Source organism: Rathayibacter tritici, assembly GCF_001641005.1.
Classification (GTDB): Bacteria; Actinomycetota; Actinomycetes; order Actinomycetales; family Microbacteriaceae; genus Rathayibacter; species Rathayibacter tritici.
On sequence record NZ_CP015515.1, the window covers coordinates 1,408,210 to 1,434,628 of the forward strand.

Sequence of the window (26,419 nt, forward strand, 5' to 3'; positions counted from 1 at the left end):
TCACCAGCTCGTCGAGAATACCGTAGGCTCATCGGCGTGACTGACCAGGAACCCTCGTCGACCGCGCCCCGTCGGGTCGTCGTCGCCGAAGACGAATCCCTCATCCGCCTCGACATCGTGGAGATTCTCCGCGACAACGGCTTCGAGGTGGTCGGTGAGGCGGGCGACGGCGAGACCGCTGTGGCTCTCGCCACCGAGCTGCGCCCCGATCTCGTCATCATGGACGTCAAGATGCCCCAGCTCGACGGCATCTCGGCGGCCGAGCGCCTGTCGAAGGCCCACATCGCGCCGGTCGTCCTGCTCACGGCCTTCAGCCAGAAGGAGCTCGTGGAGCGCGCGAGCGAGGCCGGAGCGCTCGCCTATGTGGTGAAGCCGTTCACTCCGAACGACCTGCTGCCCGCGATCGAGATCGCTCTCTCGCGCTACGCCCAGATCCTCACTCTCGAGGCCGAGGTCGCCGACATGGTCGAGCGCTTCGAGACTCGCAAGCTCGTCGACCGCGCCAAGGGCCTGCTGAACGAGAAGATGGGCCTCACCGAGCCCGAGGCGTTCCGGTGGATCCAGAAGGCATCGATGGACCGCCGCCTCACCATGCACGACGTCGCCCAGGCGATCATCGAGCAGCTCAGCATCAAGAAGGCGTAGCTCTCGGCCTCAGGGCCACAGGCGGGTGCGCTCCCAGCGGGAGCCGCCCGCCTCCGTCGTTCCCGGACGGTACTCGAGGCGGGTGTGGTCCTGCTCGGGGGCGGCCGAGCCCTGCCAGAACTCGATCCGCTCGGGAATCACCCGGTAGACGGCCCAGTCGCGGTCGAGCGTGGCGGGGGAGCAGCTCACGGCGACGCTGGTCTGCAGCGTGACGAGACCGAAGTCCTCAGCGCTGCGCATCGGCTCGCTCTGGCGTCCGACGAGGAGCGCCGTGCGCGCAGCCTCGGAGCGGCGGCGGAAGTCGTCGGCCGACTCCTGCGCACTGGCGCGCTCGACGCGGCCCTCCACGCGGACCTGCCGGCCCTGCACCGGCCAGAAGAAGGTCAGCGCGGCGTGCGGGTTCTCCTCCATGTCTCGCCCCTTCGGGCTGGACGCGTGTGTCGAGAAGGCCCACCCGGCCTCGTCGATCTCGCGCAGCACCAACACGCGTGCCGAGACGGTGCCGTCGGCGGCGGCGGTGGACACCGTGGCGCCGTGGGGGAGGAGCTGCCCCGCGTCCTTCGCCTCCTCGAGCCACTGCCCGAAAAGCTGGATCGGATCGGCCGGGGTCGCCTCCGCATCGAACGAAGGCAGCTCGGAGGGCATGGACGGAAGGCTCTTGAGGAGTAGGCGAAGGCTCATCCGCCCAGTGTCGCCCCTTGGACGGGGACGGGCACAGTCGTCGGCTGTCGCTTGACAGCGCCGAGTGCCCCGGCCGTCTCGCTGTCGACGGCGGGCGTCGTCGCCGTCCTTGGCGTGCTCCTCACCCTCCGCTCCCGCGCTACGGGCTGACTGTGCTCCGTCACCGGGCGTCGCGGATGATGGTGGTGATTCGGACAGTGGAGAGGCGGCGCCCCTCCTGATCGCGGACGACGATCTCGTGCGTGGCGAGGGTGGAGCCGAGGTGGAGCGCGTCGCAGGTGGCAATCACGAAGCCCGACCGGACGGAGCGGCTGTGGCTCGCGTTCAGCTCGATGCCCATCGCAAGCCGCCCCTCGCCCGCATGCACATTCGCCGCGATCGAGCCCATCGACTCCGCCAGCACCACGTGCGCGCCGCCATGCAGGATGCCGAACGGCTGCCGGTTGCCCTCGACCGGCATCGAGGCGACCGAGTGCTGCGGAGTGAGCTCGTGCCAGAGGATGCCCATCCGCTCGGCGAGCTCGCCCATGCCGCGGCCGATCCCGGCATCCAGGTCGAGTCCTGGCGGGCGGATCCAGGCGGTCGTGCTGGGGGTCGGCTCGGTCACGTCGCTCCTCGTGCTGGAGCCTCGGAGCGGCCCTGATCGGCGGGCGCGAGCGGGCCGATCCGGTGTCGGAGGCGCTGTGTAGTCTGGCCGTGTGTCAGATCCGGAACAGCCTACCCTCCTGCTCGTCGACGGCCATTCCCTGGCGTTCCGGGCGTTCTACGCTCTCCCGGTCGACAGCTTCCAGACCCGCGAGGGCCAGCACACGAATGCCATCCACGGTTTCCTGTCGATGCTGATCCTGCTGCTCAAGAACGAGAAGCCGACCCACCTCGGCGTCGCGTTCGACATCTCCCGCTACTCGTTCCGCACCCGGGAGTACCCCGAGTACAAGGGCACCCGCGGCGAGACTCCGCCCGAGTTCACGGGCCAGGTCCCCCTCCTCGAGGAGGCGCTGCACGCGATGAACATCCGCACCGTCTCGAAGGAGGACTTCGAGGCCGACGATATCCTCGCCACCCTCGCGCGCCAGGGCGCCGAGGCCGGCTTCCGGGTGCTGGTCGTCTCGGGCGACCGCGACACCATCCAGCTGGTGACCCCCGAGGTCACCCTGCTCTACCCCTCCACTCAGGGCGTCTCGCAGCTCACGCGCTACGACCGTGACAAGGTGTTCGAGAAGTACGGTGTCGAGCCGCACCAGTACCCCGAGATCGCGGCTCTCGTTGGTGAGACGAGCGACAACCTGCCCGGAGTCGACAAGGTCGGCCCCAAGACGGCCGCCAAGTGGGTCACTCAGTACGGCACGGTGGCCGACATCATCGCCCACGCCGACGACATCAAGGGCGTCGTCGGCGAGAAGCTCCGCGAGCAGAAGGAGAACGCACTCCGCAACCGCCGCCTCAATCGCCTCGTGACCGATGTCGAGCTGCCGCTCGGTCCGCACGACCTCACTCGGCGGCCGATCGATCCGGACGCGGTGCGCGAGATCTTCAGCCGCCTGGAGTTCAAGACGCTCCAGGAGCGGGTGCTGACGATCGCCGCGGAGGAGGGCGTCGACGGCGCCGCCGCGGCTCTGGCGGGCGACGTGGTCACGACCTCCGCCCCCGCCGTCCGCACCCTGGTCGACGAGGAGCTCGCGCACTGGCTCGACCGCGTCTCGTCGCAGGGCACCGCGCCCGTCGCCGTTCAGGTGCAGCTCGGAGCGGACGGACTCGAGGGCGTCGGTCTCGCGGTCGAGAAGGAGACGGCGTTCGTGCCGTGGGCCGCTGAGCGGCCCGACTACACCGCGCTCGAAGAATGGCTGGCCGGCCCCGCACCCAAGTACTTCGCCGACGCCAAGCCCCAGATCAAGGCGCTGCGCCGCGCAGCCCTCCCCGTCGCGGGCCTCGAGTTCGACACCCGCGTCGCCTCCTGGCTCCTGCAGCCGACCGGCCACCCGGCCACCCTCTCGGCCCAGGTCGCGCAGCACCTCGACGAGACGATGGCGCAGGGAGACCCGAACCAGCTCGTCCCCACCGTCGAGCCGATGGGCCCGGCGACCGAGGCCTGGTACGCCTACCGGCTCGTCGCGCCGCTCCGCGAGCGTCTGGGCGAGGGGATGCTGTCGGTGCTCGTCGACATCGAGCTGCCGATCGTGCAGGTGCTCGCGACGATGGAGCTCACCGGCGTTGCGATCGACGCCGAGGTGCTCGCGCGCCTCCGGGGCGAGCTGACCACCTCGGCCGCCGACCTCGCGAGCCGCGCCTTCGCCGAGATCGGTCACGAAATGAACCTCGGCTCGCCGAAGCAGTTGCAGCAGGTCCTCTTCGAGGAGCTCGACATGCCCCGGACCCGGGCGACGAAGACGGGCTACACCACCGACGCGTCCGCCCTGGCCGACCTCCAGGAGTCCCATCCGCACCCGTTCCTCGGCCTGCTGCTCGAGCACCGCGACGCGACAAAGCTCAAGCAGATCATCGAGACCCTCGAGAAGTCGGTCACCACCGACGGCCGGATCCATACCAGCTACGACCAGACCGGCACCGCCACCGGACGCATCTCCTCCAACGACCCGAACCTGCAGAACATCCCCGTCCGCAGCGAGGTCGGCCGCCGCATCCGCACCGCCTTCGTGCACGGAGCGGAGGCGAGTACCCTGCTCACCGCCGACTACTCGCAGATCGAGATGCGGATCATGGCGCACCTCTCCGGCGACGCAGGGCTGATCGAGGCCTTCCACTCCGGCGAGGACCTGCACCGGTTCGTCGGCTCGCGGATCTTCGGCGTCGAGCCGGGCGAGGTCACGTCCGCCATGCGCAACAAGGTGAAGGCGATGTCCTACGGTCTCGCCTACGGCCTGAGCGCCTTCGGCCTGTCCAAGCAGCTGCGGATCTCGAGCGCCGAGGCCAAGCAGCTGATGACCGACTACTTCGTCCGCTTCGGCGCCGTGCGCGACTACCTCCGCAGCGTCGTCGAGCAGGCCCGCGAGACGGGCTACACCGAGACGATCTTCGGGCGCCGCCGCCCGTTCCCCGAGCTACAGAGCGCGAACCGCGTGCTCCGCGACAACGCCGAGCGCGCGGCGCTGAACTCGCCCATCCAGGGCTCGGCCGCCGACATCATGAAGCGCGCGATGATCGGCGTGCAGTCCGACCTCGACGAGCGCGGCCTCGGCTCGCGCATGCTCCTCCAGGTGCACGACGAGCTGATCTTCGACGTCGCTCCCGGCGAGGAGGAGCCGCTGGAGGCGATCGTCCGCAACCGGATGGCGGGGGCCGCCGACCTGAGCGTCCCGCTCGAGGTACAGGTGGGCCACGGAGCCGACTGGGATGTCGCGGCGCACTGAGCCGGCTGCGCGGCCTGGCTAGGCTCGGAGGCATGAGCACCGACATCCCCCGCGAGCCCACCGCCGTCGACGCCGTCGCCGAGCGCTGGGTCGACACGCTCGTCGACCTCGACCCCACCCTCGGCACCGCCATCGGCCGCGCCGAGGCGAACGGGCTCCTGGGTGACTATTCGCCGATCGGCCTCGAGCGCGCGCGGGCCGCGACGGCCTCCGCACTCGCCGAGCTGGAGGCAGTCGAGCCCGCCGACGAGGTCGACCGTGTCACCGTCGCCGACCTGAGCGCCGAGCTCCGTCTCGCCCTCGAGGGGCACGATGCGGGCCTGCCGCTGCGCGACATCAACGTGATCGCGTCCCCTGCCCAGGAGCTGCGCGACGTCTTCGACCTGATGCCGACCGACGAGGTCGCCGACTGGGACGCGATCGCCGAGCGGCTGCTGGCCGTGCCGACGGCGCTCGAGGGCTACGCCGAGACCCTTCGCGCGGGGGTCCGTACCGGAGTGGTTCCCGCTCTCCGCCAGGTCGAGCTCGTCGCGGAGCAGGCCCGCACGATCGCCGCGCCCCGCGGATTCTTCGCCCAGCTGGCCGCCGAGGCCGCTCCCGCTGCCGGTTCGCTGCCCGCCTCACTCGCGCAGCGGCTCGAGGACGGCGCCCGGCGCGCCTCGGCCGCGTACGGCTCCCTCGCGCAATTCCTCCGCAGCGAGCTCGCTCCCGCCGCGACCGAGCAGGATGCCGTCGGCCGCGAGCTGTACGCGCTGCACTCGCGCCGCTTCCTCGGGGCCGTCGTCGACCTCGACGAGACCTACGAGTGGGGGATCGAGGAGCTGGCGCGGATGACGGCCGAGCAGGAGGCCATCGCTCGCGAGATCCTGCCCGGTGCCTCCGTCGCCGAGGCGATCGCCCACCTCGAGGCCGATCCGGCGCGGACGCTGCACGGTGTCAACGCGTTGCAGGCCTGGATGCAGGAGACGAGCGACCGCTCCGTCCGCGAGCTCGCCGGCACTGCGTTCGACATCCCGGAGGAGGTGCGCCGCCTCGAGTGCCGCATCGCGCCGACCCAGGAGGGCGGCATTTATTACACCGGACCGAGCGACGACTTCTCGCGTCCGGGCCGGATGTGGTGGTCGGTGCCCGCGGGCGTCACCGAGTTCGCCACCTGGCGCGAGCTGACCACCGTCTACCACGAGGGCGTCCCCGGGCATCACCTGCAGATCGGGCAGGCGGTGCACAACCGCGCCCGCCTGAACACCTGGCGCCGCCAACTCGCAGGCACGTCGGGTCACGCCGAGGGGTGGGCCCTCTACGCGGAGCGGCTGATGGAGAGTTTCGGCTACCTCGACGACCCGGCCGACCGCCTGGGCATGCTCGATGGCCAGCGGATGCGCGCGGCGCGCGTCGTCCTCGACATCGGAGTACACCTGCAGAAGCCGATGCCCGGCTCCGGCCGGGGCTGGACCGCCGACTCCGCCCTCGACTTCTTGCGCGCCAACGTGACTATGGACGACGCCTTCGTTCGCTTCGAGGTGAACCGCTACCTCGGCTGGCCGGGGCAGGCTCCGTCCTACAAGATCGGCCAGCGGATCTGGGAGCAGCTGCGCGACCAGGCCCAGATCCGTGAGGGCGCGAGCTTCTCGCTCGCGGGCTTCCACCGGCGGGCGCTCGACCTCGGCGGCGTCGGACTCGACACGCTCCGCGCCAGTCTCGCGGGCTGAGCTCGGATCCCGAGGCCGAGACGGGCGCGTCGAGATTGCTGTGCGCCCGGCCGGGTTGGTAAACTCAGTTGTCACATGTGTGGCGCCGCCGCGCCCGCGGCGCGTGAGGAGGACCGGTTCCCGGTCCAACAAGCGCCGCTCCGGGGTCGGAGGCACATCCTCACCACCGCAGTGGTCACCACTCCGCCGAGCCGCGAGGCTCGCAGGGGGCCGCCGCCCGAGACCCATCCATCCTGGAGCATCCCTTAATGACAACCGCAACGACCGACAAGGCAACCAAGCAGGTCGCGATCAACGACATCGGGTCTGCTGAAGACTTTCTTGCCGCGGTCGAAAAGACTCTGAAGTTCTTCAACGACGGAGACCTCATCGAAGGCACCGTCGTGAAGATCGACCGCGACGAGGTCCTCCTCGACGTCGGGTACAAGACCGAGGGCGTCATCCCCTCGCGCGAACTCTCCATCAAGCACGACGTCGACCCCTCCGAGGTCGTCAACGTGGGCGACAGTGTCGAGGCCCTCGTCCTCCAGAAGGAGGACAAGGAGGGGCGACTGATCCTCTCCAAGAAGCGCGCGCAGTACGAGCGTGCGTGGGGCGACGTCGAGAAGATCAAGGAGTCGGACGGCGTCGTCACCGGCTCGGTCATCGAGGTCGTCAAGGGCGGTCTCATCGTCGACATCGGCCTCCGCGGCTTCCTTCCGGCGTCGCTCATCGAGCTGCGCCGTGTCCGCGATCTCACGCCGTACCTCGGCCAGGAGATCGAGGCGAAGATCCTCGAACTCGACAAGAACCGCAACAACGTGGTTCTGTCGCGTCGCGCGCTCCTCGAGCAGACGCAGTCCGAGAGCCGCACCACGTTCCTGAACAACCTGCACAAGGGTCAGGTCCGCAAGGGCGTCGTGTCGTCGATCGTCAACTTCGGTGCGTTCGTCGACCTCGGCGGCGTCGACGGTCTCGTCCACGTCTCCGAGCTCTCCTGGAAGCACATCGAGCACGCCTCCGAGGTCGTCGAGGTGGGCCAGGAGGTCACCGTCGAGATTCTCGAGGTCGACCTCGACCGCGAGCGCGTATCGCTCTCGCTCAAGGCGACGCAGGAGGACCCGTGGCAGGTCTTCGCCCGCACCCACGCGATCGGACAGGTCGCGCCGGGCAAGGTCACGAAGCTTGTTCCGTTCGGTGCCTTCGTCCGCGTTGCGGACGGCATCGAGGGCCTCGTCCACATCTCCGAGCTGTCGGGCAAGCACGTCGAGCTCGCCGAGCAGGTCGTGTCGGTCGGCGAAGAGGTGTTCGTCAAGGTCATCGACATCGACCTCGACCGTCGCCGCATCTCCCTCTCGCTCAAGCAGGCGAACGAGGGCGTCGACCCCGAGGGCACCGAGTTCGACCCGGCGCTCTACGGCATGGCCACGGAGTACGACGACCAGGGGAACTACAAGTACCCCGAGGGCTTCGACCCCGAGACCAACGAGTGGCGCGAGGGCTTCGAGTCTCAGCGTGAGGCCTGGGAGCTGGAGTACGCCGCTGCTCAGGCGCGCTGGGAGGCCCACAAGGCCCAGGTCGTCAAGTCGCAGGAGGAGGCGGCGACCGTCTCCGAGGGTGTCTCGGTCGGCGCTGGCTTCACCAGCGAGGCGACCACCGGCGGCACTCTCGCCGATGACGAGTCCCTCGCCGCGTTGCGCGAAAAGCTGTCCTCCAGCAACTGATCGCGAGCAACTGATCGCGAGCACGTCGCATCGAACGGCCGGTTCCCTCGGGGGCCGGCCGTTCGGCGTCTCCAGGGTCACGGCTCGGCTGGGTAGGGTGGCCGGGTGCATCTCGTCGCCCTCACCGGAGGCATCGCCTCGGGCAAGTCCACCGTCGCCCGCCGTCTCGCCGAGCACGGAGCCGTGATCGTCGATGCTGACGTCCTCGCCCGGCAGGTCGTCGAGCCGGGGGAGCCCGCACTAGCGGCAATCATCGAGCGGTTCGGCCCGGCTGTGATCCGCTCCGACGGCGCCCTCAACCGCGCAGCCCTCGGCGCAATCGTCTTCTCGGACGCAGTCGCGCGCGCCGATCTGAACGCCATCACCCATCCGGCGGTGACACTCCGCTCGCAGCGCCTCTTCGCGGAGGCGGCCGCGGCGGATCCGGACGTCGTGGTCGTCTACGACGTCCCGCTGCTGGCCGAGGGCCGCGGTGCGCGGGAGTTCGACGAGGTTGTCGTCGTGCAGGCACCGCAGCGGACCCGGATCGAGCGGCTGGTCGCGGTGCGCGGTATGACGGAGGAGCAGGCGCGCGCCCGCGTCTCCTCGCAGGCGAGCGACGAGGAGCGCCTGGCTCTCGCCGACGTCGTGATCGACGCCTCCGGAACCCTTGACGAGACGCTCGCCCAGGCCGACGCACTCTGGGAGCGCCTGACGCGCTGACCCGCACCGCTCGCCGGGCCGCCGTCCGCTCGCCGGGCCGCCGTCCGCTCGCCGGGCCGCCGTCCGCTCGCCGGGCCGCCGTCCGATCTGCAGGAAGGCGTGCGATGTGCAGGTCTTCCCGCGCGTGGAGCGCTCTCCTCCGCTTGTGCGCCGTCGCGGAGCCTGTATCCCCTGCAAATCGAACTGGCGGCGTCCCGGACGCGCGCACTCGCGTTCGCCCCCAGCGCAGGACGAGCCCGGTGTCGGTGGTCACGGCTACGCTTCGGATCATGGAGCCAACCCGTGCCGTGCACCCGTTCGAGGTCGTCAGCGAGTACAAGCCGAGCGGTGATCAGCCCGCCGCCATCGCCGACCTGAGCGCTCGGATCAACGCCGGCGAGACCGATGTCGTGCTGCTCGGCGCCACCGGAACCGGCAAGTCGGCCACCACCGCGTGGCTCGTCGAGGCCGTGCAGCGTCCCACTCTCGTTCTCGCGCACAATAAAACGCTCGCCGCGCAGCTGGCCAACGAGTTCCGCGAACTCTTCCCGAACAATGCGGTCGAGTATTTCGTCTCGTATTACGACTATTACCAGCCCGAGGCCTACGTCCCGCAGACCGACACCTTCATCGAGAAGGACAGCTCGGTCAACGCCGAGGTCGAGCGGTTGCGGCACTCCACCACCAATTCGCTCCTGAGCCGCCGGGACGTGATCGTCGTCTCCACCGTCTCCTGCATTTACGGCCTTGGCCAGCCCGAGCAGTACCTCGAGGCGATGGTGGCGCTCCAGGTGGGCCAGCGCGTGGACCGCGACCGCCTCATCCGCAAGTTTGTCTCGATGCAGTACGCCAGGAACGACGTCGACTTCGCCAGGGGAACCTTCCGGGTGCGGGGCGACACGATCGAGATCATCCCCATGTACGAGGAACTCGCGATCCGGATCGAGATGTTCGGCGACGAGATCGAGGCTCTGTACACACTGCATCCGCTCACCGGCGACATCGTCCGTAAGCTCGAGTCGGTCTCGGTGTTCCCCGGCTCGCACTATGTCGCCAGCCAGGACGTCATGCATCGGGCGATCGACACTATTCAGCAGGAGCTCGAGGTACGTCTGGCCGACCTCGAGAAGCAGAACAAGCTCCTCGAGGCTCAGAGGCTGCGGATGCGCACCACCTTCGACCTCGAGATGATGCAGCAGATCGGCTTCTGCTCGGGCATCGAGAACTACTCCCGGCACATCGACGGCCGCGAGTCGGGCGAGGCCCCGCACTGTCTGCTCGACTACTTCCCGGACGACTTCCTTGTCGTGATCGACGAGTCGCACGTCACTGTGCCGCAGATCGGCGCGATGTACGAGGGCGACGCCTCTCGCAAGCGCACCCTCGTCGAGCACGGCTTCCGTCTGCCCTCGGCGATGGACAACCGCCCGCTGAAGTGGGAGGAGTTCACGTCTCGCGTCGGCCAGACGGTCTACCTCTCGGCGACCCCCGGTCGCTACGAGATGGGGATCGCCGACGGCATCGTCGAGCAGATCATCCGCCCCACCGGACTGATCGATCCCGAGATCGTTGTCAAGCCGACCAAGGGCCAGATCGACGACCTGCTCGAGGAGATCACGCGTCGCACCGAGCGCGATGAGCGGGTGCTCGTCACGACGCTGACCAAGCGCATGGCGGAGGAGCTGACCGACTTCCTCACCGAGGCCGGCGTTCGCGTGCGGTACCTGCACTCGGACGTCGACACGTTGCGCCGAGTCGAGCTCCTCTCGGAGTTGCGCGCCGGGGTGTACGACGTCCTCGTCGGCATCAATCTGCTGCGCGAGGGTCTCGACCTTCCCGAGGTGTCGCTCGTGGCGATCCTCGACGCCGACAAGGAGGGCTTCCTCCGCTCGTCGACGTCGCTCATCCAGACCATCGGCCGCGCTGCCCGCAACGTCTCGGGCGAGGTGCACATGTACGCCGATAAGGTGACCGACTCGATGCGGCTCGCGATCGACGAGACCGACCGCCGGCGCGAGAAGCAGGTCGCCTACAACCTCGACCACGGCATCGACCCGACGCCGCTGCGCAAGAAGATCGCCGACATCACCGACGCCCTCGCCCGTGAGGGGGCCGATACCGCCAAGCTGCTCGCCGGCCGCGACTCCAAGAAGAAGAGTCCTACGCCCAACCTGCGCCGGCAGGGACTCGCGGCCAACGGCGGCAACGACCTGGAGGCGATCATTGCGGACCTCAATGGTCAGATGCTCCAGGCGGCGGGCGAGCTCAAGTTCGAGCTTGCGGCCCGGCTGCGCGACGAGGTCCAGGAGCTCAAGCGCGAGCTGCGGCAGATGGAGAAGGCCGGCCACCTGTCGTGATCGAGAGCGCTGATCGGCAAGGGGAGGGACCGGCGGATCAGCGCCCAGCGAACGCCTCGGGCGATGTCGGTGGCTCCGCATACACTTTCGGAGTGTCGATCCTGAACGCCGTTACGGACCCCTCCTCCACCCCCTCTCCCTCCTTCCACCGCTTCGTCTCCTCGCTCGACGAGTCGACGTCGAAGCTGGTGGTGAGCGGCGCGCGGGTGCACAACCTGCAGAACGTCGACCTCGAGATCCCCCGCGACTCGATGGTGGTGTTCACCGGTCTGTCGGGCTCCGGCAAGTCGTCCCTCGCCTTCGACACGATCTTCGCCGAGGGCCAGCGGCGCTACGTCGAGTCGCTCTCCGCCTACGCCCGCCAGTTCCTCGGACAGGTGGACCGACCAGACGTCGATTTCATCGAGGGCCTCAGCCCCGCCGTCTCGATCGACCAGAAGTCGACGAACCGCAACCCGCGCTCGACCGTCGGCACGATCACCGAGATCTTCGACTACATGCGTCTGCTCTGGGCCCGCATCGGAATTCCGCACTGCCCGATCTGCAGCGAGCAGATCTCGGCGCAGACTGTTCAGCAGATCGCCGACCAGCTGATGGAACTCGAGTCCGGCACTCGCTACCAGATCCTCAGCCCTGTCGTCTCGCAGAAGAAGGGCGAGTTCGTCGACCTCTTCAAGGAGCTGACCGCGGGCGGCTATTCGCGTGCGATGGTCGACGGGAAGCTCATCCAGCTGAGTGAGCCGCCCGTGCTCAAGAAGCAGTATAAGCACGACATCTCGGTCGTCGTCGACCGGCTCGTCGCCGGCCCCGACATCCTCGGACGCCTCACCGACTCTCTCGAGACGGCTCTGCGGCTCACCGACGGCATCGTCCAGATCAACTTCGTCGACGGTGAGGGCGAGGGCGCGTGGACCACCTACTCCGAGAAGCTGTCCTGCCCGAACAATCACCCGATCTCGCTCACCGAGATCGAGCCGCGCACCTTTTCCTTCAACGCGCCGTTCGGAGCCTGCCCCGAGTGCTCCGGCCTCGGCACGCGGATGTCGGTCGACGACGAACTGCTGCTCGGCGACCCCGACCTCAGCATCGCCGAGGGCGTCATCATTCCCTGGACCACCCAGGGCAAGGGCCTCTTCCAGTACTACGAGAAGCTGCTCGACGGCCTGGCGCGCGACCTGGGCTTCGCGCTGACCACCCCGTGGAAGCGCCTCAGCACCGAGGTGCAGCAGGCCGTCCTCCACGGCGACAACTTCGAGGTCAAGGTCAAGTGGAAGAACCGCTACGGCCGCGAAATGAGCTACACCTCCGGCTTCGAGGGCGTCGTGCCCTACATCGAGCGCCAGTTCGTTCAGGCCGAGACCGACGTCCAGCGCACCCGCTGGGCCGAGTTCCTCCGTGAGGTGCCCTGCCCCGTGTGCAAGGGCTCACGCCTCAAGCCCGAGGTGCTCGCCGTGCTCGTGCACGGCGCGAGCATCGCCGATGTGGCCGACCTCAGTCTGGGCGACGCCCAGGACTTCATGAGCAGGCTTGAGCTCACCGACCGCGAGGCGCACATTGCCGCGCAGGTGCTCCGCGAGATCCGGGCGCGCATCGACTTCCTCATCGAAGTCGGGCTGAACTACCTCAACCTCTCGCGCGCCGCTGCCTCCCTGTCCGGCGGTGAGGCGCAGCGGATCCGGCTCGCGACCCAGATCGGCTCCGGGCTCACCGGTGTGCTCTACGTGCTCGACGAGCCGAGCATCGGCCTCCATCAGCGCGACAACCGCCGCCTCATCGACACGCTCATCAAGCTGCGCGATCTCGGCAACACTCTGATCGTGGTCGAGCACGACGAGGACACGATCCGCACCGCCGACTGGATCGTCGACATCGGCCCGGGTGCAGGGGTCAACGGCGGCAGGGTCGTGCACTCCGGCTCCTACGAATCCCTACTCCAGAACACCCACTCGCTCACCGGCGACTACGTGTCCGGCCGCAAGGCGATCGAGGTTCCGAAGAAGCGCCGCAAGATCGACCGCAAGCGGATGATCAAGGTCGTCGGGGCGAACGCCAACAACCTGCGCAAAGTCGATGCGGAGTTCCCGCTCGGCACGTTCGTCGCGGTCACCGGAGTCTCAGGATCGGGCAAGAGCACCCTGGTCAACGACATCCTGTATCGAGTGCTCGCCAACCAGCTCAATGGAGCCCGGAAAGTACCGGGCAAGCACACCCGCGTCACCGGCCTCGAGAACCTCGACAAGGTCGTGCACGTCGACCAGAACCCGATCGGCCGCACGCCGCGCTCGAACCCCGCCACCTACACCGGGGTGTTCGATCGCATCCGCAATCTCTTCGCAGAGACGACGGAGGCCAAGGCACGCGGCTATCTGCCCGGCCGGTTCAGCTTCAATGTCAAGGGCGGACGCTGCGAGGCCTGCTCGGGCGACGGCACGATCAAGATCGAGATGAACTTCCTTCCCGACGTCTATGTCGCGTGCGAGGTCTGCGGGGGAGCGCGCTACAACCGCGACACCCTCACCGTGCACTACAAGGGCAAGAACATCGCCGAGGTACTCGACATGCCGATCGCCGAGGCCGCCGACTTCTTCGAGCCGATCACGGCGATCCACCGCTTCCTCCGGACACTGGTCGAGGTGGGCCTCGGTTACGTCCGCCTCGGTCAGAGCGCGACCACGCTCTCCGGCGGCGAGGCGCAGCGCGTGAAGCTCGCCACCGAGCTCCAGCGCCGCTCGAACGGCCGCAGCGTCTACGTGCTCGACGAGCCGACCACGGGCCTGCACTTCGAGGACGTCCGCAAGCTCCTGATGGTGCTCAACGGCCTGGTCGACAAGGGCAACACGGTCATCACCATCGAGCACAACCTCGACGTGATCAAGTCGGCCGATTGGCTGATCGACATGGGCCCCGAGGGCGGAGCGGGCGGCGGCCAGGTGGTGGCCGTGGGCACGCCCGAGCATGTCGCGAAGGCCGAGGGAAGCCACACGGGCATGTTCCTCGCCGAGATCCTCGGCTGACGCGAGCGAGAGGCATGACGCAGACAGTCGACTTCCGGCCGAAGCCGGGCGAGATCCCGACCCTCCCGGGCGTGTACCGCTTCACGGACGCCCGGGGTCGGGTGCTCTACGTGGGCAAGGCCAAGAACCTCCGCGCTCGGCTGAGCAACTACTTCGCGCCACTCCCGAGCCTGCACGAGCGAACTCGGCGGATGGTCACCTCGGCCTCGGGAGTCGAGTGGACCGTCGTGGGGACCGACGTCGAGGCACTCCAGCTCGAATTCACCTGGATCAACGAGTTCGACCCGCCCTTCAACGTCAAGTTCCGCGACGACAAGTCGTACCCCTATATGGCGGTGACGCTCGGCGACGAGGCGCCGAGAGTGATGGTCACGCGCAACGCGAAAATTCGCAAGGCCCGCTACTTCGGGCCCTACCCGAAGATCTGGGCGATCCACGAGACGATCGACCTGATGATCAAGGCGTTCCCGATCAGGACCTGCAACGACTCCACCTACAAGCGCGCGATGCAGAGCGGTAAACCCTGCTTCGCGTCGCAGATCGGACGCTGCGGCGGGCCCTGCTCGCACCGGGTCACCTTTGCGGAGCACCGCGAGATGGTCGATCGTTTCGTCGCCTTCATGGGCAGTCATGACCGGCGGATGATCGGCGAACTCGAGAAGGAGATGCGCGAGGCCGCCAGCGCGATGGAGTACGAGCGAGCGGGCAAGCTGCGCGACCAGGCTGCCGCCCTCGACGCGGTCCTGGCCAAGAGCGCGGTCGTGCTCAGAGACAACGTCGATGTCGATCTCTATGCGATCGTGCACGACGAACTCGCCGCCTCCGTGCAGCAGTTCCGCGTCCGCGGGGGCCGCATTCGCGGTGAGCGCGGCTGGGTCGTCGACAAGGAGCTCGACATGAGCACGGCGGAGCTCGTCGACACGGCTCTTCAGGCCGCGTACGAGACCGGCGACATCCCGCCCCGGGAGGTCGTCGTGCCGGAGCTGCCGGAGGACACCGAGGCGCTCGAGGAGTGGCTGAGCGGTCTGCGCGGTACGAATGTCCGCCTCCGAGCGGCTCAGCGCGGTGATAAGGCGGCTCTGCTCGAGACGGCGACGCAGAACGCGAAGCACTCGCTGATGCTCTATAAGACCCGCCGCTCGGCCGATTTCACCGCGCGCACGCAGGCGCTCGAGGACATCCGCGACGCCCTGGGAATGAGTGAGGCGCCGCTGCGGATGGAGTGCTACGACGTCTCCCACCTCAGCGGCACCAACATCGTCGCCTCGATGGTGGTCTTCGAGGACGGGCTCGCTCGCAAGGACCAGTACCGTCGCTTCTCCATCGCCGAGTCCACCGATGACACGGAGTCGCTGCACCAGGTGCTCACCCGCCGCCTCGCCTACCTGCGCGAGCCGGTCGAGCCCGCGGCGATCGACCCGGAGACGGGCGAGGCCAAGCGGCGCAAGTTCTCCTACCCGCCGCAGCTGCTGATCGTCGACGGCGGTCAGCCCCAGGTCGCGGCCGCCCAGCGTGCGCTGAACGAGTCGGGGGTGACGGGCATCACCCTGTGCGGGATCGCCAAGCGCCTCGAGGAGATCTGGCTGCCCGACTCCGACTTCCCCGTGATCCTGCCGCGCAATAGTGACGCTCTCTTCCTCTTTCAGCGGATTCGCGACGAGGCCCACCGCTTCGCGATCACGCACCAGCGCACGCGACGCAAGCGCGACATCTCGTCGCAGCTCGCCGAGGTGCCCGGGCTCGGCAGCACGCGCGTGCGCGAGCTGCTCAAGCACTTCGGCTCCGTCGCGCGACTGCGCGAGGCGGGCGAGAGCGAGATCGCCGAGGTCACCGGCATCGGCCCGACTCTGGCGGGCGCGATCCACGCACACCTACACCCGGACGGGTCCGCCGCAGGGGGCACGCCCTAGGCTGGAGGCCCGTCCTCCGGGGAGAGCGGGCCGGTGCCCGGCACCGAGGACACGAGCAGACACGAGCACGGAGAGCGCATGAGCACGGAGAGCGAGCAGCAAGACGTGCTGATCGTCACGGGGATGTCCGGAGCGGGCCGGTCCACAGCCGCGAACGCGCTGGAGGACCTCGGCTGGTACGTCGTCGACAATCTGCCGCCGCAGATGCTGCGGCCGCTCGTCGACCTCGCCCAGCGGGCGGGGGACACGCTGCCGAAGATCGCCGCGGTCGTCGATGTCCGCGGACGCGACTTCTTCGAGGACCTGGGCGACATCATCCGCGAGCTGCGCGCCGGAGTCGACCTGCGGGTGGTGTTCCTGGAGGCGACCGACGCCGCCCTGGTCCGCCGCTTCGAGCAGGTACGCCGGCCGCACCCGCTGCAGGGCCGGGGCACGCTCCTGGACGGCATCTCCGCCGAGCGCACGCGCCTGGCCCAACTGCGGGAGTCGGCAGATATCGTCATCGACACCTCGGATCTCAACATCCACCAGCTCGCCACCAGCATCACGGAGCGCTTCGCCGAGGCCGGCCGCGCCGGTCTACAGGTCACGGTGATGAGCTTCGGCTTCAAGTACGGACTGCCGACCGACGCCGACATGGTCGCCGACGCACGGTTCCTGCCGAACCCGTACTGGATTCCGGAGCTGCGTCCGCATACGGGTCTCGACGAAGAGGTGAGAGACTACGTGCTGGCCCAGCAGGGCGCCGAGGAGTTCATCGACTCCTACTCCCGGGCTCTGCGCCCCGTGCTCGACGGCTACCAGCGCGAGAACAAGCGCCACGCGACCATCGCCATCGGCTGCACAGGAGGCAAGCACCGCTCCGTCGCGGTCGCCGGCCGTGTCGCGGCTCGGCTGGCTGAACTGCCCGGCGTCGCCGTCAACGTGGCGCACCGCGACCTCGGCCGAGAATGATCCCCGCGCGCTCAGCCGCGCACCCGACGTAAGGAAGACTCCGTGGCCCTCACCGCAGACGTCAAGGGCGAACTGGTTGCGATCGTCTCGCGCAAGAACACCGTCCGAGCCGCCGAACTGGCGACCATCCTCCGCTTCTGCGGAGGACTGCACATCATTTCCCACCGCCTCGCGGTCGAGGTCGAGCTCGACTCCGCCCCGCTCGCGACCCGCGTGCGCCGCGACCTCGCCGAACTCTACGGCGTCCGCAGCGAGGGCAGCATCGTCTCGGCCGGCGGCTCGCGCCGCACTACGAGCTGGCTCGTGCGCGTCGTCGACGGCGGGGACACCCTCGCCCGGCAGACCGGCCTGCTCGACCAGCGCGGCCGCCCCGTCCGCGGCCTGCCGAATCGCCTGACCACCGGCTCCCGTGAGGAACTCGCCGCTCTGTGGCGCGGCGCCTTCCTCGCGCAGGGCTCGCTGACCGACCCCGGCCGCTCTGCCGCGCTCGAGGTCGTCTGCCCGGGCAATGAAGCGGCGATGGCGATCGTCGGAGCGGCGGGACGCCTCGGCGTCCAGGCCAAGTCCCGCGAAGTCCGCGGCGTGCACCGCGTCGTCATCCGCGACGGCGAGAGCATCAGCGCGATGCTCACCCTGATGGGCGCGACCGCGACCGTCGCGAGCTGGGAGGAGCTGCGCCAGCGCCGCGAGGTCCGCGCGACCGCGAATCGGCTCGTCAACTTCGACGACGCCAACCTGCGCCGCTCCGCCCAGGCCGCCGTTGCCGCGTGCGCGCGAGTGGAGCGCGCGATGGAGATCCTCGGCGACGACATCCCCGAGCACCTCCGCTATGCCGGACGCCTGCGCCTGGCCCACCGCGACGCGAGCCTGGACGAGCTCGGTCACCACGCCGACCCGCCGATGACCAAGGACGCCGTGGCCGGTCGGATTCGCCGACTGCTCGCGATGGCCGACAAGCGCGCCTCCGATCTTGATATCCCGGGCACCGACGCGAACCTTCCCGCCGAACTGCAGGACCTGTAGACCCGGCGGGCGGGCCAGCGTCGCCAGGCGAACGCTGAGTGTCGCCTGGTCGAACAGCACAAGCCCTCCGAACGCCGTGGGGGCCTCTCGCTAGACTGATCGGGTCGCTCAGGACACTCCCGGCCCTCTTCCTCCGCCGTGCGGAAGACGCCGAGACGCCGACGGGTCGCACGGGAGCGACGACCACGAACAGGAGATCGCACATGGCTGACTACACGCTCGCCGAACTGCCCTACGACTACTCGGCCCTCGAGCCGAACATCAGTGGGCGGATCATGGAGCTCCACCACGACAAGCACCACGCGACGTACGTGACCGGGGCGAACACCGCTCTCGCCGCGCTGCAGGAGGCTCGCGACAGCGAGAACCTCGCGAACGTGAACAAGCTCCAGAAGGACCTGGCCTTCAACCTCGCCGGTCACGTGAACCACACCGTGTTCTGGAACAACCTCTCGCCGGACGGCGGCGACAAGCCCGTCGGCGAGCTCGCCGCGGCAATCGACGACAACTTCGGCTCGTTCGATAAGTTCCGCGCCCACTTCACCGCGTCGGCCCTCGGCATCCAGGGCTCCGGCTGGTCGATCCTCGCTTGGGACTCGCTCGGCGAGAAGCTCCTCATCGAGCAGCTCTACGACCACCAGGGCAACCTCGCCGCGGCGACCGTCCCGGTCCTCCTGCTCGACATGTGGGAGCACGCCTTCTACCTCGACTACGTCAATGTAAAGGCCGACTACGTCGCGGCATTCTGGAACATTGTGAACTGGGCCGACGTGTCCGCGCGCTTCGAGAAGGCTCGCGAGCGGACGTCGGGTCTGCTGCTACTGTCGTAGCGATCTCGGCGTCCCGGGCCCCGCGCCCGGGACGCCCTGTCGCCGGCTTCCACCCCTCCACTGCACCGTCGAGGTGCCTGTCCTCATCAGGAGATATCTGTGTCCGTCAAGATCGGCATCAATGGCTTTGGCCGTATCGGTCGTAACTTCTTCCGCGCGGCCCTCGCCAAGGGCAGCGACCTCGAGATCGTCGCGGTCAACGACCTCACCGACAACAAGGCCCTCGCGCACCTCCTGAAATACGACTCCATCACGGGCCGTCTCGACGCGACCGTCGAGCTCGACGGCGACCGCATCGTCGTCAACGGTCGGCCGATCATCGTCCTTGAGGAGCGCGACCCCGCGAACCTCCCCTGGGGTGAGCTGGGAGTGGACGTCGTCATCGAGTCGACCGGCCGCTTCACCAAGTCGGAGGATGCGCGCAAGCACATTACCGCGGGTGCCAAGAAGGTCATCGTCTCCGCTCCCGCCACCGGCAGTGACGTCGCGACCCTGGTCCTCGGTGTGAACGAGAACACCTACGACCCGGCGACGCACGACATCATTTCGAACGCGTCCTGCACGACGAACTGCCTCGCGCCGCTCGCCAAGGTTCTGCTCGACACCTTCGGCATCGAGCGAGGGCTGATGACCACGGTCCACGCGTACACCGCGGATCAGAACCTGCAGGACGGCCCGCACAGCGACCTGCGTCGCGCACGCGCCGCCGCGCTCAACATCATCCCGACCTCGACCGGTGCCGCCAAGGCTCTCGGCCTGGTCATCCCGGAGCTCGTCGGCAAGCTCGACGGCTACGCCCTGCGTGTCCCGGTCCCGACCGGCTCGATCACCGACCTCACCGTTGAGCTGACCACCCCCGCCACCGTCGAGGAGATCAACGCGGCGTACAAGGCGGCCTCCGAGGGCGACCTCAAGGGCATCCTGAAGTACACCGAGGACCCGATCGTGTCGAGTGACATCGTGACCGACCCGCACTCCTCGATCTTCGATTCGGGTCTCACCAAAGTGATTGGCAACCAGGTCAAGGTCGCCTCCTGGTACGACAACGAGTGGGGCTACTCCAACCGTCTCGTCGACGTCGCCGAGTTCGTCGCCGGCAAGCTCTAGGGGCTGCGCGCAGTGACGTTCCGCACTCTGGACTCACTGGGTTCCCTCGCAGGCAAGCGCGTCGTCGTCCGCTGCGATCTGAACGTCCCCCTGAGGGACGCGACGATCACGGACGACGGTCGCGTGCGTGCGTCGGTCCCCACGCTCCAGCGTCTGGTCTCCGAGGGTGCCCGAGTCGTGGTCGTGAGCCACCTTGGGCGCCCCGAGGGGACGCCCGAGGCGAAGTACAGTCTCGCTCCCGTCGCCGCCCGCCTCGGCGAGCTGCTCGATGCTCCAGTGTCCTTCGCAGACGACACCGTCGGCGAGGCCGCTTCGGCCGCCGTCGACGCCCTCGAGGACGGCCAGGTCGTCGTCCTCGAGAATCTGCGGTTCAACCCCGGGGAGACGAGCAAGGACGAGGCGGAGCGCCGTGCCTTCGCCGAGAAGCTCGCCGCCTACGGCGACGCCTTCGTCTCCGACGGCTTCGGAGTCGTCCACCGCAAGCAGGCCAGCGTCTACGAGCTCGCTCAGCTGCTCCCCAGTGCTGCGGGCACGCTGATCGCGGCCGAGTTGAAGGTGCTGGAGCGTCTGACCGAGAAGCCCGAGCGCCCCTATTCCGTCGTTCTCGGCGGCTCGAAGGTGTCGGACAAGCTCGGCGTGATCGAGCACCTGCTGCCGAAGGTCGACTCGATCCTCATCGGTGGCGGGATGCTCTTCACCTTCCTCAAGGCCCAGGGCCACGAGGTCGGCGCGAGCCTGCTCGAGGCGGACCAGGTCGACACCGTGCTCGGCTACCTTGCGAGGGCGAAGGAGCTGGGGGTCGAGATCGTGCTGCCCACCGACATCGTGGTGGCCTCAAGGTTCGGCGCCGACGCCGAGCACGAGGTCACTGCGGCCGATGCGATCGAGGACACCGCGTTCGGTGACAAGGGCCTCGGCCTCGACATCGGACCGGACACGGCGAAGCGCTTCGCCGAGGTCATTGCAGCGTCCACGACGGTGTTCTGGAACGGACCGATGGGCGTCTTCGAGCTGGAGCCGTTCGCGGCCGGCACGAAGACCGTCGCGCAGGCGCTCACCGAGGTCGACGGACTCAGCGTCGTCGGTGGCGGCGACTCCGCCGCCGCCGTCCGGGCCCTCGGCTTCGAGGACGACCAGTTCGGCCACATCTCAACGGGAGGTGGAGCGAGCCTCGAATTCCTCGAAGGCAAGCGCCTCCCCGGATTGGAGGTCCTCGGATGGTAGACACCACCGCCCGCACCCCGCTCATCGCCGGCAACTGGAAGATGAATCTGGACCACCTCCAGGCCATTGCCTTCGTGCAGAAGCTGGCGTGGAGCCTCAAGGACGCCAACCACGACTTCGACGGCGTCGAGGTCGCGGTGTTTCCGCCCTTCACCGACCTCCGGCCGGTGCAGATCCTCATCGACTCGGACGCCCTGCCGCTCACGTACGGTGCGCAAGACGTCTCGAAGTTCGACAGCGGTGCCTACACCGGGGAGATCTCGGGCCAGTTCTTGAAGCAGCTGGACTGCGACTACGTGATCGTCGGCCACTCGGAGCGGCGCACGCTCCACGGCGAGACGGATGCGGACATCGCAGCCAAGTCGGCCGCAGCGGTCAAGCACGGCGTCGCCCCGATCATCTGCGTCGGCGAGACCGCGGAGGACCTCGAGAAGCACGGCCCCTCGGCCGTGCCGGTCGCGCAGCTGAAGGAGGCCCTCACCGGCCTCCCGACGGACGCTGACCTGGTCGTCGCGTACGAGCCGGTCTGGGCCATCGGCTCCGGCCAGGCGGCGACGCCCGAGCAGGCGCAGCAGGTCTGCAAGGCCCTGCGCGCGGTAGTCGCCGATGTCCTCGGCGCGGACACCGCGGCGAAGACCCGCATCCTCTACGGCGGGTCCGTGAAGTCCGGCAACATCGCCGGCTTCATGCGCGAGCCCGATGTCGATGGAGCGCTCGTCGGAGGCGCCAGCCTCCAGGTCGACGAGTTCGCCGCGATCGCACGATTCCGGAACCACGTCGGGGTCTGAGCTGGTGCGAGGAAAGGGCGGGCCCGTGGGGCCCGCCCTTTCCTCGTCCACACCGCTCCCTGCGCGGCGTGGCGCGGTCGGCTCGATGGCGGGGTGCGTTGCGGAGAGCGTGCGACGCTCGGCTCCGTCGATCCGCTGGACCGCGGATCACCGGTTCGCCTTGCACGGCTGCGCGCGGCTTGTCGGAGGCCCGCCCATATCCGTCCGCGGGAACACGAGGCTACGCATTCCTCGGCGATTCGCAGGCGCCGTTATACTCGTCGGGGCGCGCAAGGCGCAAGAACTTCGAAAGGTACCGCGTGGACATCCTCCAGGTCGTGCTCCAGGTCATCCTGGGCATCACGAGCCTTCTGCTCACCATGCTGATCCTGCTCCACAAGGGGCGCGGCGGCGGTCTGTCCGACATGTTCGGGGGCGGAGTCACCTCCAACCTCGGTGCCTCGGGCGTCGCCGAGCGCAACCTGAACCGCATCACTGTGATTCTCGGGCTCATCTGGCTGGCGTGCATCGTGGTGCTCGGCCTCATCACCAAGTTCACCACCGGAGCATAGGGGTACTCGCAATGGCATCAGGCGGCAGTGCAATCCGCGGTTCGCGCGTCGGCGCAGGACCGATGGGCGAGCAGGACCGGGGCTTCCACGCGGAACGCGTCGCGGTCTCCTACTGGGACGCTCTCGGCAACGAGACGGTGCGCCACTTCTCGGCGGCGCTCCCCGATGACGAGATCCCCGAGGTGATCGACTCCCCGCAGTCCGGTCTCCCCGCGGGCCGTGACCGGGCGAACCCGCCCCAGGTCGCGAAGGCCGAGCCGTACAAGACGCACCTCGCCTACGTGAAGGAGCGCCGGACCGAGGCCGAGGCGGCGCAGCTCCTCGAGGAGGCCTTGCAGCAGCTGCGTGCTCGCCGGGGAACCGCCACCCCCTCCTGATCCTCTCGGACGGGAGAACGCCGGAAGGCCCGCCCCCTCGGGGACGGACCTTCCGGCGTCTGCGAGCCTCAGTAGCTGGGGGCGATCAGCGACTCCGGGACCTCGGCCGCGGCCTCCTGGTCGACGAAGAAGACCGTGCGCTTGCGCCCGAACGCACCCGACGCCGGGACCTCGTTGGTACTGGCACCCGCGAGCGCGAGTCCGAGGGCCGAGGCCTTGTCGGCGCCGGCGAGGACCATCCAGATGCGGTCCGACTGGTTGATCAGCGGCAGTGTGAGCGTCAGGCGCTCGGGCGGCGGCTTGGGGGAGTTGCGGACCGCGAGAACGCCCGGAGTTCTCGAGCGGATCGCGGAGCGCTCGGGGAAGAGCGAGGCGATATGTCCGTCCGGTCCGACGCCGAGGAAGGTGATGTCGAACCGCGGGTACTCGCGGCCCTCGGAGGCGTGCTCCCGCAGCTGCGCATCGTAAGCGGCGGCGGCCCCGTCGAGGTCGAGGCCCTCGTCCGATGCGGGGTACGAGTGCACGTTCGCCGCTGGCACGTCCAGGACACGGAACAGATCTCCGGCCTGGACGTCGTTGCGATCCTCGTGTCCCCGCGGCACCCAGCGCTCATCGCCCCACCAGAAGTGCACACGCGACCAGTCGACGTTACCTGCGGCGGAGGAGGAGGCGATCTCCGCGAGTGTCGCGGCCCCCATGCTCCCTCCGGTGAGCACCACGTTCGCCGACCCCAGTTCGTCGAGGATGTCGATCGTCTTGGTCAGGAACCGCGCGGCGACCGAGCCGGCGAGGGTCTGCTTGTCGCGATGGACCAGCACGCGGCGTTCGGTGGTCATCTGGGGATCTCCTTCGGGTTCGGGTGCCGAGCGGCGGGGTTCGGCTCCGGTGTCGGGAAGTTCTGAGGTGGGGCGCCCGGGACAGGCGCTCACACCTCAGGAGGCGCTGCGGGCCTCGGCCTTCTCGGTGAGCATGTCGACCCCGCGCGAGATCACTTCACCGTACAGGTCATCCGGATCGAGGCGGCGCAGCTCCTCCGCCAGACAGTCGCGGAGGCTGCGGCGCGGGAGCGAGATGTCGTGTACCGGCTGCTCGGGCTGCGTGAGCGTTGCGATATCGGGGACGGAGCGCTCGAGCTCGATGACTCCGGAGTCGCGGATCAGCCGCACGCCGTGGATCCCGCTGGACCCGGTCGCGCTGATCGTGAGCTCGTGGTCGACCGGGATGCCGAGTTCGAGCTGTAGCCAGGCGGCGAGCAGGATCGTCGAGGGGGAGTCGGGCGCGCCCGAGACCTGGACGGCGGTGATCGGCTCGTACGGCGGCTGGTCCAGCACGGCGGCGAGCTGAGCGCGCCAGAGGGTGAGGCGGGTCCAGGCGAAGTCGGTGTCGCCGGGCGCGTAGGTGGAGGCGAGGTGGTGCAACGCCTCCGCCGGGTTCGACTGGGCCGAGGCGTCGGTGATGCGCCGGGTCGCGATGCGGCCGATCGGCGACGCGGAGGCGTTCCCGGGCGCGCTGTTCGGCCACCAGGCGACGACGGGAGCGTCGGGCAGGAGCAGGCCCGTGACGAGGCTCTCCTCATCCACCGCCGCATCGCCGTAGGGGCGAAGGACCACCACCTCGCTCGCTCCGGCGTCGCCTCCGACCCGGATCTGCGCGTCGACTCGGGCGGTCGCGTCGACCGGCACCGTCGTGGTGCCGTCGTCCTTGGAGACCACGATGACGCGCATGGGATGCTCGCGGGACGCGTCGTTGGCGGCCTCGATGGCCTCCTCCTCGTGACCCCGGGAGGTGGCGATGATGAGGGTCAGCACGCGGCCGAGGGCGACGGCGCCGCCCTCCTCACGGATCTTGACGAGGGTCTTCGAGACCTCGCTCGTCGTGGTGTCGGGCAGATCGACGATCATGGACGCCTCCAGGTGCGGCCGTCGCGGGCGAGGAGCTCGTCGGCGGAATCGGGGCCCCAGGTTCCGGGGCGGTACTGCTCGGGCTGGCCCTGCGTGCTCCAGAACTCCTCGATCGGGTCGAGGATCTTCCAGGACAGCTCGACTTCCTCGTGCCGCGGGAAGAGCGGCGGCTCTCCCAGCAGGACGTCGAGGATGAGGCGCTCGTAGGCCTCGGGGCTGGCCTCGGTGAAGGCGTGGCCGTAACCGAAGTCCATCGTCACATCGCGCACCTGCATCCCGGCGCCGGGCACCTTGGAGCCGAAGCGCATGGTGACCCCTTCGTCGGGCTGTACCCGGATGACGAGCGCGTTCTGGCCCAGCGAGGTGGTCTGGCTCTCAGCGAAGAGCTGCTGCGGCGCGCGCTTGAACACGACGGCGATTTCCGTTACTCGACGACCGAGGCGCTTGCCGGCGCGCAGGTAGAACGGGACGCCGGCCCAGCGGCGGGTGCCGATATCCAGGCGCATGGCGGCGTAGGTCTCGGTGGTCGACGTGGGGCTCATGCCGTCCTCCTCGAGGAAGCCGAGGACCTTCTCTCCGCCCTGCCAACCGCCGGCGTACTGCCCGCGAGCGGTCGCTGTCGACAGATCGGCGGGCAGGCGCACGGCCGCAAGCACTTTCTCCTTCTCGGCGCGGAGGTCGGCCGCATCGAACGAGATCGGCTCCTCCATCGCGGTGAGCGCGAGCAGCTGGAGCAGGTGGTTCTGGATGACGTCGCGCGCCGCTCCGATGCCGTCGTAGTAGCCCGCGCGACCACCGACGCCGATGTCCTCGGCCATCGTGATCTGAACGTGGTCGACATAGTTCGCGTTCCAGAGCGGCTCGTACATCATGTTGGCGAAGCGCAACGCCAGGATGTTCTGGACGGTCTCCTTGCCGAGGTAGTGGTCGATGCGGAAGACGGAGTCGGGCGGGAAGACCGACTCGACCACGTCGTTGAGTTCGCGGGCCGTCGTCAGGTCGCTGCCGAACGGCTTTTCGATGACGACGCGGCGCCACTGGCCGTCCTTTTGCTCGGCGAGACCCGAGTTGCGCAGCTGTTCGGTGACCTGCGGGAAAGATTTCGGGGGAATCGAGAGGTAGAAGGCGAAGTTGCCGTTCGTCCCGCGCTCGCGGTCGAGTTCGTCGACCGTAGTCTTCAGTCGCGCGAACGCCTCCGGATCGTCGAACTCGCCCTGCACGAAGCGGATTCCCTGGGCGAGTTGCGCCCAGACCTCCTCGTGGAACTCGGTGCGTGCGTGCTTCTTCACTGAGTCGTGGACGACCTGCTCGAAGTCCTGGTCGTCCCAGTCGCGCCGGGCGAACCCGACGAGGGCGAAGCCGGGCGGCAGGAGACCGCGGTTCGCGAGGTCGTACACCGCGGGCATGAGTTTTTTCCGGGAGAGGTCGCCGGTCACGCCGAAGATAACGAGCCCGCTGGGCCCGGCGATCCGGTTCAATCGGCGGTCGAAGCTCAACCTCAGCGGGTTGAATTCGGGGGTGATGTCCACAGACATGTGCAGTGTCCTTCTGTGTGCCGGTGGGACCGACGCACTGCTCTCGGTGAGGAGGAGGGGG

At 68.6% G+C, this 26,419-nt stretch carries 21 protein-coding genes; 16 read left to right on the forward strand and 5 right to left on the reverse strand.

The window, feature by feature from the left end:
- Positions 1–36 precede the first annotated feature (36 nt).
- Positions 37–645 carry an ANTAR domain-containing response regulator gene (locus A6122_RS06415; protein ID WP_068252905.1) on the forward strand — a complete coding sequence of 203 codons (609 nt, stop codon included), beginning with the start codon at positions 37–39 and terminating at the stop codon, positions 643–645.
- 9 nt (positions 646–654) lie between these two features.
- Here the strand turns inward: A6122_RS06415 and A6122_RS06420 are convergent, their stop codons facing one another.
- Both A6122_RS06420 and A6122_RS06425 read right to left on the reverse strand, forming a co-directional pair.
- Positions 655–1,290, reverse strand: coding sequence for a pyridoxine/pyridoxamine 5'-phosphate oxidase (locus A6122_RS06420; protein WP_208855051.1), 636 nt, complete (start codon positions 1,288–1,290; stop codon positions 655–657).
- A gap of 196 nt (positions 1,291–1,486) precedes the next feature.
- Positions 1,487–1,933 carry a PaaI family thioesterase gene (locus A6122_RS06425; RefSeq protein ID WP_373408345.1) on the reverse strand — a complete coding sequence of 149 codons (447 nt, stop codon included), beginning with the start codon at positions 1,931–1,933 and terminating at the stop codon, positions 1,487–1,489.
- 91 nt (positions 1,934–2,024) lie between these two features.
- Between A6122_RS06425 and polA the strand changes: the two genes are divergently transcribed.
- The 15 genes from polA to A6122_RS06500 all read left to right on the forward strand — a co-directional run bounded on the left by polA (position 2,025) and on the right by A6122_RS06500 (position 22,922).
- Positions 2,025–4,694 carry a DNA polymerase I gene (polA, locus tag A6122_RS06430; protein WP_068252911.1) on the forward strand — a complete coding sequence of 890 codons (2,670 nt, stop codon included), beginning with the start codon at positions 2,025–2,027 and terminating at the stop codon, positions 4,692–4,694.
- A 32-nt stretch (positions 4,695–4,726) separates the two neighbouring features.
- A complete protein-coding gene (locus A6122_RS06435) occupies positions 4,727–6,403 on the forward strand; it encodes a DUF885 domain-containing protein (RefSeq protein WP_068252916.1) in 1,677 nt (558 codons plus the stop codon).
- Between the two features lie 248 nt (positions 6,404–6,651).
- Entirely contained in the window at positions 6,652–8,106 is a 1,455-nt protein-coding gene (gene rpsA, locus A6122_RS06440) for a 30S ribosomal protein S1 (RefSeq protein ID WP_068252919.1), read from the forward strand.
- A 105-nt stretch (positions 8,107–8,211) separates the two neighbouring features.
- Positions 8,212–8,808, forward strand: a complete 597-nt coding sequence (coaE, locus tag A6122_RS06445; protein ID WP_068252922.1) for a dephospho-CoA kinase — start codon at positions 8,212–8,214, stop codon at positions 8,806–8,808.
- Between the two features lie 269 nt (positions 8,809–9,077).
- On the forward strand, positions 9,078–11,144 hold the full coding sequence (uvrB, locus tag A6122_RS06450; RefSeq protein WP_068257194.1) for an excinuclease ABC subunit UvrB: 2,067 nt from the start codon (positions 9,078–9,080) through the stop codon (positions 11,142–11,144).
- A gap of 188 nt (positions 11,145–11,332) precedes the next feature.
- Positions 11,333–14,158 (forward strand): excinuclease ABC subunit UvrA, encoded by a 2,826-nt coding sequence (uvrA, locus tag A6122_RS06455; protein WP_237358266.1) that lies wholly within the window; start codon positions 11,333–11,335, stop codon positions 14,156–14,158.
- A gap of 14 nt (positions 14,159–14,172) precedes the next feature.
- A complete protein-coding gene (gene uvrC / locus A6122_RS06460; RefSeq protein ID WP_068252925.1) occupies positions 14,173–16,068 on the forward strand; it encodes an excinuclease ABC subunit UvrC in 1,896 nt (631 codons plus the stop codon).
- Positions 16,069–16,146: 78 nt separating this feature from the next.
- Positions 16,147–17,022 carry an RNase adapter RapZ gene (gene rapZ / locus A6122_RS06465; protein ID WP_068257200.1) on the forward strand — a complete coding sequence of 292 codons (876 nt, stop codon included), beginning with the start codon at positions 16,147–16,149 and terminating at the stop codon, positions 17,020–17,022.
- A 42-nt stretch (positions 17,023–17,064) separates the two neighbouring features.
- Complete coding sequence (gene whiA, locus A6122_RS06470) at positions 17,065–18,045, forward strand: DNA-binding protein WhiA (protein WP_068252928.1); 981 nt, start codon at positions 17,065–17,067, stop codon at positions 18,043–18,045.
- A gap of 203 nt (positions 18,046–18,248) precedes the next feature.
- Positions 18,249–18,875 carry a superoxide dismutase gene (locus A6122_RS06475; protein ID WP_068252931.1) on the forward strand — a complete coding sequence of 209 codons (627 nt, stop codon included), beginning with the start codon at positions 18,249–18,251 and terminating at the stop codon, positions 18,873–18,875.
- A gap of 99 nt (positions 18,876–18,974) precedes the next feature.
- A complete protein-coding gene (gap, locus tag A6122_RS06480; protein WP_068252934.1) occupies positions 18,975–19,982 on the forward strand; it encodes a type I glyceraldehyde-3-phosphate dehydrogenase in 1,008 nt (335 codons plus the stop codon).
- 12 nt (positions 19,983–19,994) lie between these two features.
- Positions 19,995–21,206: a phosphoglycerate kinase gene (locus A6122_RS06485; protein WP_068252937.1), complete on the forward strand. Its 1,212-nt coding sequence runs from the start codon at positions 19,995–19,997 to the stop codon at positions 21,204–21,206.
- Positions 21,200–21,994 carry a triose-phosphate isomerase gene (gene tpiA / locus A6122_RS06490; protein ID WP_068252940.1) on the forward strand — a complete coding sequence of 265 codons (795 nt, stop codon included), beginning with the start codon at positions 21,200–21,202 and terminating at the stop codon, positions 21,992–21,994. Before A6122_RS06485 ends, tpiA begins: the two co-directional genes overlap by 7 nt.
- A gap of 299 nt (positions 21,995–22,293) precedes the next feature.
- On the forward strand, positions 22,294–22,545 hold the full coding sequence (gene secG / locus A6122_RS06495) for a preprotein translocase subunit SecG (RefSeq protein WP_068252943.1): 252 nt from the start codon (positions 22,294–22,296) through the stop codon (positions 22,543–22,545).
- A gap of 11 nt (positions 22,546–22,556) precedes the next feature.
- On the forward strand, positions 22,557–22,922 hold the full coding sequence (locus A6122_RS06500) for an RNA polymerase-binding protein RbpA (RefSeq protein WP_068252946.1): 366 nt from the start codon (positions 22,557–22,559) through the stop codon (positions 22,920–22,922).
- A 68-nt stretch (positions 22,923–22,990) separates the two neighbouring features.
- Here A6122_RS06500 and pgl read toward each other — a convergent pair whose 3' ends face one another.
- The 3 genes from pgl to zwf all read right to left on the reverse strand — a co-directional run bounded on the left by pgl (position 22,991) and on the right by zwf (position 26,358).
- Positions 22,991–23,758, reverse strand: a complete 768-nt coding sequence (pgl, locus tag A6122_RS06505; RefSeq protein WP_068252949.1) for a 6-phosphogluconolactonase — start codon at positions 23,756–23,758, stop codon at positions 22,991–22,993.
- Between the two features lie 96 nt (positions 23,759–23,854).
- A complete protein-coding gene (locus A6122_RS06510) occupies positions 23,855–24,823 on the reverse strand; it encodes a glucose-6-phosphate dehydrogenase assembly protein OpcA (RefSeq protein ID WP_068252952.1) in 969 nt (322 codons plus the stop codon).
- Positions 24,820–26,358 carry a glucose-6-phosphate dehydrogenase gene (gene zwf / locus A6122_RS06515; RefSeq protein ID WP_068252954.1) on the reverse strand — a complete coding sequence of 513 codons (1,539 nt, stop codon included), beginning with the start codon at positions 26,356–26,358 and terminating at the stop codon, positions 24,820–24,822. The genes A6122_RS06510 and zwf overlap by 4 nt, the downstream gene beginning before the upstream one ends.
- Positions 26,359–26,419 lie beyond the last annotated feature (61 nt).